Annotated in this window: 13 protein-coding genes; 1 reads left to right on the forward strand and 12 read right to left on the reverse strand. The window is 59.4% G+C overall.

Annotated features, from left to right (window positions below):
• Window positions 1-4: 4 nt before the first annotated feature.
• The 8 genes from gatC to miaB all read right to left on the reverse strand — a co-directional run bounded on the left by gatC (window position 5) and on the right by miaB (window position 9,306).
• On the reverse strand, window positions 5-295 hold the full coding sequence (gatC, locus tag N2315_01285; protein MCX7827827.1) for an Asp-tRNA(Asn)/Glu-tRNA(Gln) amidotransferase subunit GatC: 291 nt from the start codon (window positions 293-295) through the stop codon (window positions 5-7).
• The gene (gene ligA / locus N2315_01290) at window positions 282-2,312 is read right to left on the reverse strand and encodes an NAD-dependent DNA ligase LigA (protein MCX7827828.1); all 2,031 of its coding nucleotides are present in this window, start codon (window positions 2,310-2,312) and stop codon (window positions 282-284) included. The genes gatC and ligA overlap by 14 nt, the downstream gene beginning before the upstream one ends.
• Before the next feature lie 13 nt (window positions 2,313-2,325).
• Window positions 2,326-3,846, reverse strand: a complete 1,521-nt coding sequence (gene lysS, locus N2315_01295; protein ID MCX7827829.1) for a lysine--tRNA ligase — start codon at window positions 3,844-3,846, stop codon at window positions 2,326-2,328.
• A gap of 132 nt (window positions 3,847-3,978) precedes the next feature.
• Complete coding sequence (locus N2315_01300; GenBank protein MCX7827830.1) at window positions 3,979-4,899, reverse strand: tRNA-dihydrouridine synthase family protein; 921 nt, start codon at window positions 4,897-4,899, stop codon at window positions 3,979-3,981.
• Between the two features lie 38 nt (window positions 4,900-4,937).
• Window positions 4,938-5,687: a type III pantothenate kinase gene (locus N2315_01305; GenBank protein MCX7827831.1), complete on the reverse strand. Its 750-nt coding sequence runs from the start codon at window positions 5,685-5,687 to the stop codon at window positions 4,938-4,940.
• A 94-nt stretch (window positions 5,688-5,781) separates the two neighbouring features.
• Window positions 5,782-7,197, reverse strand: coding sequence for a ComEC/Rec2 family competence protein (locus N2315_01310; GenBank protein MCX7827832.1), 1,416 nt, complete (start codon window positions 7,195-7,197; stop codon window positions 5,782-5,784).
• A 40-nt stretch (window positions 7,198-7,237) separates the two neighbouring features.
• Window positions 7,238-7,939: a helix-hairpin-helix domain-containing protein gene (locus N2315_01315; GenBank protein MCX7827833.1), complete on the reverse strand. Its 702-nt coding sequence runs from the start codon at window positions 7,937-7,939 to the stop codon at window positions 7,238-7,240.
• 65 nt (window positions 7,940-8,004) lie between these two features.
• Window positions 8,005-9,306 (reverse strand): tRNA (N6-isopentenyl adenosine(37)-C2)-methylthiotransferase MiaB, encoded by a 1,302-nt coding sequence (miaB, locus tag N2315_01320; GenBank protein MCX7827834.1) that lies wholly within the window; start codon window positions 9,304-9,306, stop codon window positions 8,005-8,007.
• 82 nt (window positions 9,307-9,388) lie between these two features.
• On the opposite strand from miaB, the gene N2315_01325 reads away from it, so the two are divergent.
• Window positions 9,389-9,832, forward strand: a complete 444-nt coding sequence (locus N2315_01325) for a hypothetical protein (GenBank protein ID MCX7827835.1) — start codon at window positions 9,389-9,391, stop codon at window positions 9,830-9,832.
• A gap of 128 nt (window positions 9,833-9,960) precedes the next feature.
• On the opposite strand, the gene N2315_01330 is transcribed toward N2315_01325, so the two are convergent.
• From N2315_01330 to N2315_01345, 4 genes are all read right to left on the reverse strand, one after another.
• Window positions 9,961-10,122, reverse strand: a complete 162-nt coding sequence (locus tag N2315_01330; protein ID MCX7827836.1) for a rubredoxin — start codon at window positions 10,120-10,122, stop codon at window positions 9,961-9,963.
• A 99-nt stretch (window positions 10,123-10,221) separates the two neighbouring features.
• The gene (locus N2315_01335) at window positions 10,222-11,337 is read right to left on the reverse strand and encodes a Xaa-Pro peptidase family protein (GenBank protein MCX7827837.1); all 1,116 of its coding nucleotides are present in this window, start codon (window positions 11,335-11,337) and stop codon (window positions 10,222-10,224) included.
• Between the two features lie 21 nt (window positions 11,338-11,358).
• Window positions 11,359-12,330 carry an AIR synthase-related protein gene (locus N2315_01340; GenBank protein ID MCX7827838.1) on the reverse strand — a complete coding sequence of 324 codons (972 nt, stop codon included), beginning with the start codon at window positions 12,328-12,330 and terminating at the stop codon, window positions 11,359-11,361.
• A gap of 24 nt (window positions 12,331-12,354) precedes the next feature.
• Window positions 12,355-12,620, reverse strand: a 266-nt coding sequence (locus tag N2315_01345) for an epoxyqueuosine reductase QueH (GenBank protein ID MCX7827839.1), incomplete at its 5' end; no start/stop codon positions are given.

Here is a 12,620-nt window from a genome sequence, read left to right on the forward strand (position 1 = left end):
GCAATCACTCCCTAACCCCTATCCTAGGGACCTTGAAGAAGTGCCCCTCCCGCCTTGGAGCCCCCAAAAGGGCCAGCTCCGAGTCCCTCCAGCGCCTAACGTGGTCCTCCCTCATGCGGCCCACGGGCTCCTGATCCTCCAAATACCCAACCCCCTGAAGCTCCACGGAGCGAAGGGCCTCAAAGTGCTCTCCCAGCTTCTTGAAGTGCTCCACCATGGAGGACACCTGTTCTCCCTGAAGCTCAAGCCTCGCCAAAGCAGCTATGCGGCGCACCTCTTCCTCATCTATCCTCACGGTTAACCACCACCCCGTCCTTAAGGAACTCCCCTATCAACCCTAAAAACCGATCCTCGTCCCAGACCGGAACTCCAAGGGAAGCGGCTTTTGAAAGCTTGCTGCCTCCCCCTTCGCCTGCCACCACCGCGGTGACGTTCCTAGAGACCGAATCGGATACCTGGCCGCCAAGCTGGATTACCAGCTCCTGGGCCTCCTTACGCCTCATGGAGCTCAGCTCTCCTGTGAAAACCAGCCTCATGCCCCTAAGAGGAGCCTCCCCCTGAGGCCTACTCTCCTCCCGGGTCCTGACCCCAACGGCCATGAGGTTTTCACACAACCGCATGTTCCCAGGATCACGGAAGAAATCCACGACCCCCTTGGCCACCACTGGGCCCACCCCGCTGATGGATGACAGATCTTCCAAGGAGGCGCTCATGACCGCATCAAGGGAGCCGAAACGGTCCGCCAAGTCCCTGGCGGTCCTCTCCCCCACTCCGGGAATCCCCAAAGCGTAAAGGAGCTTCCTAAGGGGTCTATCCTTGGCGGCCTCCAAAGCCCTCACCATGTTCTCCCCGGACTTCTTTCCCATCCTGTCCAACTCAAACCAGTCCTCAACGGTCATGCGGAAGAGGTCCGAGAAGTCCTTAACCAATCCCCGCCGCACCAACTGCTCCGCAACCTTATCGCCAAGGCCCCTTATGTCCATGCCGTCCCGGGATGCGAAGTGGATCAGCCCCTCCTTCAACTGGGCAGGACAAGACCTGTTAGGACAGCGGAGAGCCACCTCCCCCTCCAACCTGACCGCCGGGGAACCGCATACGGGACACGATGACGGAACCTCAAAGGGCAAGGCCCCTTCGGGCCTTAGGGCCATATCCACCCGGACCACCTCAGGGATTATCTCCCCCGCCTTCCTGACCCATACCGTGTCACCCACCCGGACGTCCTTGCGCTTCAGCTCATCGAAGTTATGAAGGCTGGCCCTTCTTACCTCCGTGCCGGAGAGCCTCACGGGCTCCAAAACCGCAGTGGGGGTAAGAACTCCGGTCCTTCCCACGGACACCTCTATGTCCAAAACCCTGGTGGGCCTTTCCTCCGGCGTGAACTTGTAAGCTATCGCCCACCGGGGGGAACGGCTGGTGCTGCCAATGGCATCCCTAAGGTCCAGAGGGTCCAGCTTTATGACCACCCCGTCGGTATCAGCCAGGTAGGAATGCCTCTTTTGATCCCAGAACTCAAGATACTCCAAGACCTCCGACGCCCTAACGCACCTTCTAAAATCCTCCTGCACCGGAAATCCCTGCCCCTTAAGCCACTCAAGGAGCTCCACCTGGGTGCTCACCCCCACGTCGTTGTGGTTCACCAGGTGATAGAAGAAGGCGTTGAGCCTTCGGGATGCGGTGACCTTAGGATCCAGCTGCCGCAGGGACCCCGCGGCGGCGTTCCTGGGGTTCGCAAAGGTGCTGAGCCCCTGCTCTTCCCTGTGGCGGTTCAGCTCCGCAAAGTCGGCCCTGCTCATGAAAACCTCTCCCCGGACCTCCAGGTACCCCTTGTAGGGTATCTCCTTGGGGATGGCGCCTATGGTCATGACGTTTTGGGTGACGTCCTCTCCCACGGCTCCATCTCCCCTGGTGGCACCCCTTACGAGACGGCCGCCCTCATAGGTCACGCTTATCGCAAGACCGTCAAGCTTGGGTTCACAAACTACCGGGGCATCAAAACCCAAGGAATCGGCCAACCTCCGCAAGAAGTCTTCAACCTCCGAGGGGGAGACCGCGTTGTCCAGGCTCTGCATGGGCACCCCATGAGGCACCCGTTTGAAGCCCTCGGACAGGCCGCCGGAGACCCTCCTTAAAGGGGAATCCTCAAGGGCAATGTCTGGGAAGGACCGCTCCAGGTATGAAAGCTCCCGAACCAGCCGGTCGTAATCCCCATCGCTTATCTCCGGCGAGTCCTCCTGATAGTAGAGCCGGTCGTGGTACCGTATAAGCTCCGCCAACTCCTCCATCCGCTTTCGGGCCTCAGAGCGGTCCACCGGACAGCACCTCCTAGGCCTTGGGCTTCATGGTGGGGAACAGGATAACGTCCCTTATGGACTTGGAGTCGGTGAGCAACATGACCAGACGGTCTATTCCTATGCCCATTCCGCCAGTGGGAGGCAGCCCGTATTCCAAGGCGTTAACGAAGTCCTCGTCGAACACGTGGGCCTCCTCGTCACCGGCCTCCTTCTGCTTGACCTGCTCCAAGAACCGCTCCCTCTGATCCAGCGGGTCGTTGAGCTCGCTGAACGCATTGGCCAGCTCCGAACCGTTGACAAATAGCTCAAACCGGTCGGTTATGTCCGGGTTGGCGGCGTTGCGCTTGGCCAGGGGGGATATGACGGTGGGATGCCCTATGACGAAGGTGGGCTGGATCAGCTTGTCCTCCACGTAGGCATCGAAGAACTCGGGCAGGAGGTGATACCTGGTCTCATACCCCTTGAGCTCCTCCACCACCTTCCTCTCCAGAGCTATCCTCCTGGCCTCCTCATCGCTTATGGAAGAGAAGTCTATGCCGGTGTGCTCCTTCACCAAGTCCATCATGGTAGCCCTTCGGAACGGAGGCTCAAAGGAGATCTCCCGCCCCTGGTAGGTGAACACCCTTGATCCCATCTCGTCCGCACAGGCAACCAATATCTCCTCGCAGAGGTTCATCATGTCCTCGTTGTTGGCGTAGGCCCAGTAAACCTCCATGGCGGTAAACTCCGGGTTGTGCTTCAAGTCTATGCCCTCGTTCCTGAAGTTGGGGCCTATCTCGTAAACCCGGTCGAACATGCCCACCACCAGCCTCTTGAGGTACAGCTCCGTGGCTATCCTAAGGTACATGGGTATGCCCAAGGCGTTATGGAAGGTCACGAAGGGCCTGGCGTTGGCTCCCCCCGCGAGGGTGGAGAGGATAGGGGTGGTGACCTCCAAGGTGCCGTGGGAGTCCAATACCCGCCTCACGGTCTGGATTATCCTGGTCCTCTTGCGGAAGGTCTGGCGAACCTCCGGATTCACCATGAGATCCAGGTAGCGCTGCCGGTAGCGCACCTCCTGGTCCTTGAGGCCGTGCCACTTCTCGGGAAGAGGCCTTAGGGCCTTGCTCAACAGCTTGAACTCCTTGACCTTGATGGACAGCTCCCCCCTCTGGGTCCTGAAGGGGGTACCCTTAACCCCAAGGATGTCACCGGTGTCCACCCACTTCTTGAAGAACCCGTAGGCATCCTCCCCCATGTTGTCCAGCTGGAAGTACAGCTGAATCCTGCCGCTGTCCTCCTCCATGGTGGCAAAGGAAGCCTTGCCGTGCCTCCTTAAGGTCATGACCCGGCCCGCCAGGGAAAGCTCCTCTTCTCCCTCTTCGTCCTGGCCTAAGGACTCGTAATTCTCCCTCACCCAACTCACCGAGTGCCGGCGGTCGAACTTGTCAACCGCGAAAGGATCGTACCCCTCCTCCTGCCTAAGACGAAAGAGCTTGTCCTTCCTCTGGCGGAATATCTCCTCCTCGGGCATGCAGCCCTGGGACTGGTTTCGCTCACTTCCGTCGCTCATACCTAAAATCCTCCCTTGATGTCATCTTCGCCGCACAACGGCACAGATCCACCCCCAAAGGCGGTGGACGGATTTACGTCTTTCAGCGTCGATTCTATCAAATTTACCGGGGACAAACACAGAAAACCACAGTTAAATTTCCAGCCCGGCAATGAAATCCTTAAGTTCAATCCAGCTCTTCATGCCCATCATTCGGTTTCTCCTCTCGGCATCACCGGGATGCCCCTTAAGGGCCGCGGCGGCCATGCGCTTAACAAGCAAAAGACAGGTCCTCTCCCCCTCCCTGGCAAGGAGCATATCCCCCAGTTCCAAAAGGGCATCCACGAGACTTACCGGAGCGGAACATGGGTTTAACCCCAACGCCGCGGAACAACGCCAAGCAAGAAGCGGGTCCTTCACAAAACCCCTGGCCAGCAACACCGCGGGGCACCCACCTTCAAGGTAACGCAGGACGTCGCTAGGTGAAAACACATCTCCGGACCCCACCACAAGGCCAGGGAAGCTCCTGGCAAGCCCAAGAACCTGCTCCACGTCGGCCTTCCCCTCGTATCGCTGCGGAGCGGTCCTTCCATGCACCATCAAAAGGTCTGCTCCGGCATCAAGCAATCCACCGCAAAACCTGGCGGTATCCAGGAAACCTCCAGGCATTACCCTGCACTTAACCCACACGGGAAGCCCCAGTCCCTTGAGAAGCCTCACCGCCCTGAAGGCCTCCGAAGGGTTCTCCATCATGGCCGCCCCAGCACCCTTCTTGGTCACCTTGGGCATGGGACAGGCCATGTTCACCTCCAGGGCCTTGAAAGGATAGGCTTCAAGGGCTATCCGGGCCCCCTCCAACAGACAATCGCCGTGGGGCCCGAACAGCTGGGGCACTATGGGCTCCTCCCCATCGGCGGGTATCAATATGTCCGCGCTCTTCCTGCCACCATATATCAGCCCAAAGGCGCTCACCATCTCGGTGTGAACCAGGGACACCCCAAGCCGCCTTTGAAACAGCCTGACCGAAGGGGTGGTGACGCCCGCCATGGGAGCCAGCCACAAAGGGCCCTCCACCACCACGCCCCCAATGTAAGACGGATAAGACCAACCCATCATGGACGGTTCTTCTCGTATATCATCTTAAGCCCCTTGAGGGTAAGCCACGGATCCACTATCACATCGAACTTGGAGTGCTCCGCCAAGATCTTGGCGTGGCCGCCGGTGGCGACCACCGGGAATCGCTCCCCAAGCTCCGCAAAAACCCTCTCCACCAGGGCGTCTATCATGCCCGCGTAGCCGTATATTATGCCGGACCTTATGGACTCCATGGTAGACCTGCCTATGACGCTGCGCGGGGCCTCTAGGCTCACCTGGGGGAGCTTGGCGGTCCTTGAAAAAAGGGTCTCCATGCTCAGCGCCATCCCAGGGGCTATGGCTCCCCCAAGATATGTGCCCCGCCCATCCACCACATCAAGGGTTATGGCGGTGCCAAGGTCCACCAAAGCCAGCGGCTTGCCATAGAGGGCGACTCCGGCTACGGCGTTGACCAGCCGGTCCGCCCCCACCTCCTGAGGATTTCCGTACGCCACGCCGATGCCAAGATCAAGCTGTGGGCTTACGAAAAGGGGCTCCACCGAAAGGTACCTGCCCAAAGCGTCCTTCCACACCTCGTCAAGGCTGGGAACCACGCTGGAAACCACGGCCCCTTCCACCGCCCTGTGCCCGTTGACGCCCAAAAGGTTAAGTAGCATCAGCCCAAGCTCATCGGACGTCCGCCTCTCGGACATTATCCTCCAATGCCCCGAAAGATCCTCCCCATTGTAAGCACCTATGACCGTGTTCGTATTCCCTACGTCCACCACAAGAAGCAATATTACCAACCCCTTACGGTTAACTTCATGAAAACCAACCTGCGCCCGCAAAGACAGGACATCTCGAAGGCCAATTATCTACCATTTAAAACCCAAATCCAACGGAAAAAAAGCAAAGGCTCCAAAGCAGAACCCAGCCAAGAAACCCCGTAATCAGTTGAACACCCCGGAACCCGCAACCCCAAAGGACCGACAAGGACAAGACCGTCACGGAAACCGAGACGAGAACGGGCTCATAGGGGACCCAACGGGGCATAAGATCGCACAACCAGTCCATGATGGACGCGAAGAGGGACCCCGCAAACTCCGCAGGCACCATGAGCACGTTACCAAGGTTCAAAAGCATGGAGGGGATGCCGAGGACGAAGATGACCGCAAGGTAGACGGACAAGAAGGGCAGAGCCGCCAGGTTTGACAGTATGCCGACCACAGGCACCGACCCGAAAACCGATGCCGCCAAAGGGTATGTGGCAAGCCAAACCACAAGGCTTAGCATCGGATACCACGGACCCCGGAGGGACCCGCCCACCCCCAGCAGGACCGACACGCTCACCACCGACAGCCTAAAACCCACGTCAAAGGCCATCCAGGGGTTGAACAAAAGCATCAGCCAAGCGCCCAAGAAAAGCAGGTTCATACCCCGGACCCCCCTGCCCGCAATGGCGCTTAAGATGCCAAGCTGCGCCATGCATGCAGCCCTCACCGCGCTTGGGGGGCAACCAGCCATAAGCACATATCCCCACAGGACTAAGGAACCCACCAGAAGCCCTGCCCGCCGGGGCTTTAAGACAAGCCAAATCCCCCCTAACAGCAGGGCCACGTGGAACCCCGACACCGCAAGGATGTGGCTTGTACCCCACCTCCGATGGGCCTCCACGAGCTCCGGGTCCTTGATGCCAAACCACGACGCCAAGATGTATCCCCTGGAAATGGGAGGCAGGCCGAGCATCACCCGCCTTTCCAGTGCCAACTTGAGCCTAAGAAAGCGCCCCAAGATGCCAGGGGCAGGCCCCGCGGGGCGCAACTCCCCCTCAAAGACCCCTACCGCTCCCTTGGACCTCCAATAGGCCTCCTGGTCAAAGGAACCGCTACTGGACCTGCCGGAAACCCGATCAAAGGGCCCCACCTCCCCTTCCAACTCCACCCACTGCCCCTCTTCAATGGGGATCGTCGGGGACACCACCAACGGCCCCAAGCTGGAGCTTACGATGCCCATCTGACGGGAGCCCCAGGACCTCTCCAGGAGAACCACTCCATGGGAAAAGATGCGCCGAGGCTCCAGACTGTAAGACACCGCCTGTTGGCATCTCACCGCCCCCACAAGGGATAGAATCACGCACCAAAAAGCCACCGCCTTCGAGCCCCTTGGAAACCCCTCCGCGCCAAGACAGATCAAAAGCCAACCAGTCCCCGCCGCAAAGGACGCCAGCACCGCCAATGAAGACAGCATGGCGGACCTCCCTAAAATGGCCCCAAGGAGGGCGGATATGAACATGGGCATGGCAGGCGCTTGGGAAGAAGGCCCCATGGTTTCTTAACTCTTAAGGGGAGACATCCACCAGGGGGGCCATCTTCTCCAACTTCTTAGGCCCTATGCCCTTAACCTTGAGCAGATCCTTCACATCCCGGAAGGGACCGTTGGCCGCCCGATAGTCAAGGATGGCCTGGGCTGTCTTGTCCCCCACCCCAGGCAAGGCCTTCAGTTCCTCCAACCCCGCCCGGTTAACGTTGACCCGGTTGCCGTAAGACGCCTCCCCTTTGACGGAACCGACGTTAACCGATGCTCCGCCTTTGGATGACCCGCCTTGGACCACTTGAACGGAAGGCGCCGCTTCTACCACAGGCGGCTGAGCCTTAGGAGCCTCACCCTTAAATGGCACCCTCACGTGCTGCCCGTCCTGCAGGGGACTTGCCAGGTTTATGGACTCAAGATCCGCCTTGGAGGCGGGCCCCCCTGCGGCATCCACCGCCTGATATATGCGGCTTCCAGCCGGGACCCGCACAATCCCAGGCCTCATCACGGCGCCGGTAACATAGACCACCCATTCCGAAACCTCCCGAACCGGTTCCTCTCGTGAGGGAGGCGATTCCACAGAAGCGGCCAACCGGGTGATGTCCCCGGCGGTGTTGGTCCCCTCCCGCCGGTCAAACCGGCCGGAGAAAGCCATGACCGCAAGGAAGGCGATGAGAAAACACCCAAAAGCCCCTGCAACCGCAAAAACAGCCTTTCGCCTGGCCTCCAACAAAGACAACCACCCCCAAACGGGAAATCTCCCCGCCGGGAAAGGCTAAACATCCAAGCGGGAAGCTAAGCCAACTCCCCCTGCAGATACCATGCCAGGGCAGAGGTTATCTTAACCGGCACCACCTCCCCCACCTTCGATGGTCCCTGAAACAGCACCACCTTGTCCTGGGGGGTCCTTCCGTGCCACAAACCCTGTCCCTTTGGAGCCGGCCCCTCAACCAAGACGGGGCAGGTCCTGCCCACCCAGGATCGGCTTATGTCCAAGGATATCTCCGCCTGAAGCTGGTTCACTCGGTTTAGCCTCCTGGCCTTTTCCGCAACGTCCAGGTGTCCCTCCATCCTCTCCGCCCTGGTGCCAGGCCTCACGGAGTAGGCGGCGGTATGCACTAAGTCAAATCTCACCCGCTCCAGCAAGTCCAAGGAGTCCATAAAGTCCTCCTCGGTCTCCCCTGGAAAACCAACGATGAGGTCGGAGGTTATGCCAACATCGGGCACCGCGTCCCTCAGCATCCGCACCATCTCAAGGTACTGCTCCCTGGTGTACCCCCTCCCCATAAGCCGAAGAACCCTGTCGCTGCCGGACTGAACCGGGAGGTTTATGGAGGGACACACCTTCTCCTCCGTGGCCATGACCTCCACCAGCTCCCTGGAGAAGTCCACCGGGTGGTTGGTGGCGAACCGAACCCTCACAAGGCCTTCCACCCTTGAAACCATCCTAAGGAGCTCCGGGAAGGACGGCCCGTTGGGAAGGTCCTTGCCATAGCGGTTGACGTTCTGTCCCAAAAGAGTGAGCTCCTTAACCCCCTTTTGAGCCAGCTCCCTAACCTCCCGAAGGATTTCCTCCCCGTCCCTGGAGCGGAAACGGCCCCTTACATAGGGCACTATGCAGTAGGCACAGAAGTGATCACACCCATGGGCAATGGTAACGTAACCCCTTACCATACCCTCCTCAACATGGGGAGTGCAGCAAAGGTCGTCGGTCTCCCGGGGGTCATCGTCAAGGAGCATGCGAACCTTGAGGTCCTTAAGGCTATCCTCCACCGCTTGGGGCACCATCCCAAGATGCCTCGGCCCCGCCACTACCCTTACCCAAGGAAACCGGGCCGCCACATGAGAACCGGTGCGCTGGGCCATGCACCCCACCAACACTACAAGGGGAGGGTTCTTAAGCTTCCCAAAACGGCCTATCTCGCTAAGCACCTTCTGCTCCGCCTTATCCCTTATGCTGCAGGTTACATACACCTCAACGTCGGAAGAACCCGGCTCCCCCTGGGTCCAGCCCCTCTCAAGGAAAGCGGACTTCAGCTTGTCCCCGTCATAAACGTTCATCTGGCATCCAAACACGTTAACGTTAAAGGTACTCATGTCTGCCTCCCAACAGTATTGCCTACACCACGGGGAAAAGTCTATCATATCGTGGCCTGGGACAAGAAAGGGGAAGATCCAATTGAAGTCAAAACTCGCGGCAGCCGTGGCATTCACGCTCATGGCCGCCTCCCAAGCGGCGGGGGAAGGATTCATCAAGATACGTGAGGACGTCATATCCGTACTGTCCAAAAACAGCGGAAACGAGCATATCTGGATAAGGCGGGACTACCGCAGCCCATCGGGCATAAAGCTCAGGGCGGAGATACTTAAAGGCAAGAGCTTCACAGCCTGGGAGATACCCCTAAGGCCGGAGGAGGGGACCGACGCGCCCCTCGGATTCGGCGGCACCTACGTAACGTTAACCCTAAACGGCAATGCCACCGTGGCGGTTGAAACCCACCCCATGTGGGGGGTCTCAGTGGTAGGGAAACGGGAGGACTCGGTCGTAACCGTGGAAGCGCCCCTTGAGGCACGAGGGGAGGCGCTGGAGCTGGCGGAGGAACTTTTAAACTCAGGTGAATGAAGACCCACAAGCGGCCCTAGGGGTTGGATGAAAACGTCGCCCCAGGGCAGGTGGGGCAAGACAAGAATCAAGGGCTCAACCGAAAAACTCGGCTGAGCCCTTGATTTCGGCTGGCGATTTAAGCGCGGTTACTCGGACACCTCGAACATGTCCTTCCCAACCCCGCACACCGGGCAGACCCAGTCGTCGGGGATCTCCTCAAAGGGGGTTCCAGGGGCGATGCCGGAGTCGGGATCCCCGTTGGCGGGATCGTAAACGTAGCCGCACACGGTGCATACGTACTTCTTCATGCTTCATACCTCCCCACAGAGGGTTTATGTGTGTAGTCCATTATATCAGAGAAAACCTAATGGATTTCAACAAACCCTGGTCCCAATGGACCAAATCGGCTACCGGATCACGAAGAACTCCCTGGGGAGGGGGGCGGACAGGAACTCGGGGCCATCGGGGCCTATCAGGTAATCGTCCTCAACCCTCAGACCTCCCCTTCCCTCAAGGTAAACCCCCGGCTCCACGGTTATGACATCCCCTTCCATGAGTTCATCGGAGCTGGTCTTGGATACCCTTGGAGACTCGTGAACCTCCAGGCCAAGGCCATGGCCCAACCCATGGGTGAAGAGGCTGCCGAACCCCGCGTCCTCCACCACCTTCCTAGCCCGTCTATCCACTTCAAAGGCCCGCCTTTCCCCAGCGGACAAGGCCCTAACCGCCTCGTCCTGGGCCGCGGTAAGGACCTGATACACCTCCATGGCCCATGGATCCACGGTCCCAACCGCCACGTTCCTGGTAACGTCGCAAACATATCCGCAGTACCTAGCTCCGAAGTCCACGGTGAACCACTCGCCGACCCCAAAGGCCCTTTCGGTGGGCACCCCATGGGGCATGGCGCTCCTTGGACCAGAAACCACGATGAAAGAATGGCTTCCCCAGCCTCCTTCGGCGCCGCCAAGTATCAGTTTGTGCTCCAATATGGCGGCGAACTCCTTTTCTGTCATGCCAGGGCTCGTCAAGCTCAAGGTCTCAAGGAACGCCGCAGCAGCTATCCTGGAGGCTTCGGCTATCAGGTTGGCCTCCGCCCGGTCCTTAAACCGCCTCATCCTGGGCATCACATCCGAGGCATCCACAAGGGAAGCTCTGATCCTGTTGGACAACTCCAGGAAAGTGGAGTGAAAAACCCTTGAGGCCTCGAACCCAATCCTCTTCATCCCCATGGCATTAACGAAGTCCGCCAACGCATCCACCAGGGATCTGCTTCCCTGATCCTCCACCTGGAAGGGGCACTGGGACCTCGCCTGGGTCATGTACCTGCCGTCGGTTATGAGAATCCCTTGGTCCTTGGTGACCAGGAAGGCGGCGCTGCTGCCCCTGTAGCCGCTCAAGTAATAAGCGCTTTCCCAGTTCAGCCCCTCGTTAACCATCACGAAAAAGCCGTCCAGCCCCTGATCCTCCAGGATCCCCCTAAGCCTCTCCACCCTTGCCGCATAGGCGTCAAAAACCAACCACATCAACCCCCTGTCATCAACAGGTCACCGCTTAAGAAGATCCCAAAGCTCCTCCTTAACGCTCACGACCCCGTCAAACGGCTGGTCCGAAACGGTGCCCACCACCGCAAAGGGACATCCCAAACGCCTCAGCCTATCCTGGGCCTCCTCAAGCCTTTCGGCGCTGACAAACGCCATGAGGCTCCCGGAGGATATGAGGCACAGGGGATCGAAACCAAGGGCGGAGGAGGCCTTCAATGTGATGGGATCGATAGGCAGCATAGGGCGGTCCAAGCACACCTTGAGCCCCACCAGGCTCTCAACCTCGCTGATGCCCCCCAAGAAGCCCCCCTCAGTGGGGTCGTGCATGAAGTCCGCCAGGTCCTTCAAGGCCATGGCCTCTGGCAGGACGGAGGTAAGCTCTCCCCATGACACGGCGGTTTGGACCTCCCCATCGGACAGGAAGGCCTGAAGCAGGTCCCGCCGGTCCTGGGCCAGGATGCTCATGCCCTCTATTCCAAGGTGCTTGGTCACTATCAACCGGTGCCCGGGCCTAACGTCCGACGCCCTCAGCACCCTGTCGGCGGAGCCTATCATGGCCCCCATCAGCACCGGACTCTCGTATCGGTCGTTTATCTCCGTGTGGCCTCCCGCCACCGCTATGCCCATGGCACAGCACTCCCGGTGGATCTCCTCCATAAGCTCCGACGCCAAAGAAAGCCCCATGGATGGAGGGATTATCATGGTGACCCCAAGGAACATGGGCTCCCCCCCCTTCGACGCCACATCGTTGGCGTTAACCCGCACCAGAAGCTTACCGGCTCCCTTGCTGGCGCCCACTATGGGGTCGGAGGTGAAAACCAGATATTTCCCATGGGGCCACTTTATCACCGCCGCATCCTCCCCCACCGAAGGTCCCACCACCAACTCCTCCCTGGAACAGCCGGTAAAGGGGAAGACGCATCTCTTCAACAGCTCCGGCGGGAGCTTGCCGGAAAGCTCGCACGACAACGCCAAGTTAAAGACACCTCCCTCAAACCCTCAGCGGGCCCACTGGCACCCGCACCAGGTCTGCCTGTAAAGCCCCATCCCGCGGCTCATCTCAGCGGACCGCACGAAGCCGCCGCCCTTCCTCCAGATCCGCTCCTCCCACATAAGCCCGTTCATCTTCGCCAAAGACCGGCCTATGGCGTTTATCCTAAGTGGGTCCTTGTGGGGGCTTATGGTGAGGGTCGTACACATCCACTCGAAGCCCCCTTCAAGTGCCCTCCTTGCGCATCCCATAAGCCTGTCTCTTATACACATCT

Origin of the sequence: Thermanaerothrix sp. (assembly GCA_026417795.1) — a bacterium.
In the GTDB taxonomy this organism is placed as follows: domain Bacteria; phylum Synergistota; class Synergistia; order Synergistales; family Synergistaceae; genus Thermanaerovibrio.

Bases quoted from the DNA above. Each gene is read 5' to 3' on its own strand.
- lysS (MCX7827829.1), bottom strand. From the start codon at position 3,846: ATGAGCGACGGAAGTGAGCGAAACCAGTCCCAGGGCTGCATGCCCGAG.
- N2315_01310 (MCX7827832.1), bottom strand. From the start codon at position 7,197: ATGCCCATGTTCATATCCGCCCTCCTTGGGGCCATTTTAGGGAGGTCC.
- miaB (MCX7827834.1), bottom strand. From the start codon at position 9,306: ATGAGTACCTTTAACGTTAACGTGTTTGGATGCCAGATGAACGTTTAT.
- N2315_01330 (MCX7827836.1), bottom strand. From the start codon at position 10,122: ATGAAGAAGTACGTATGCACCGTGTGCGGCTACGTTTACGATCCCGCC.
- N2315_01335 (MCX7827837.1), bottom strand. From the start codon at position 11,337: ATGTGGTTGGTTTTTGACGCCTATGCGGCAAGGGTGGAGAGGCTTAGG.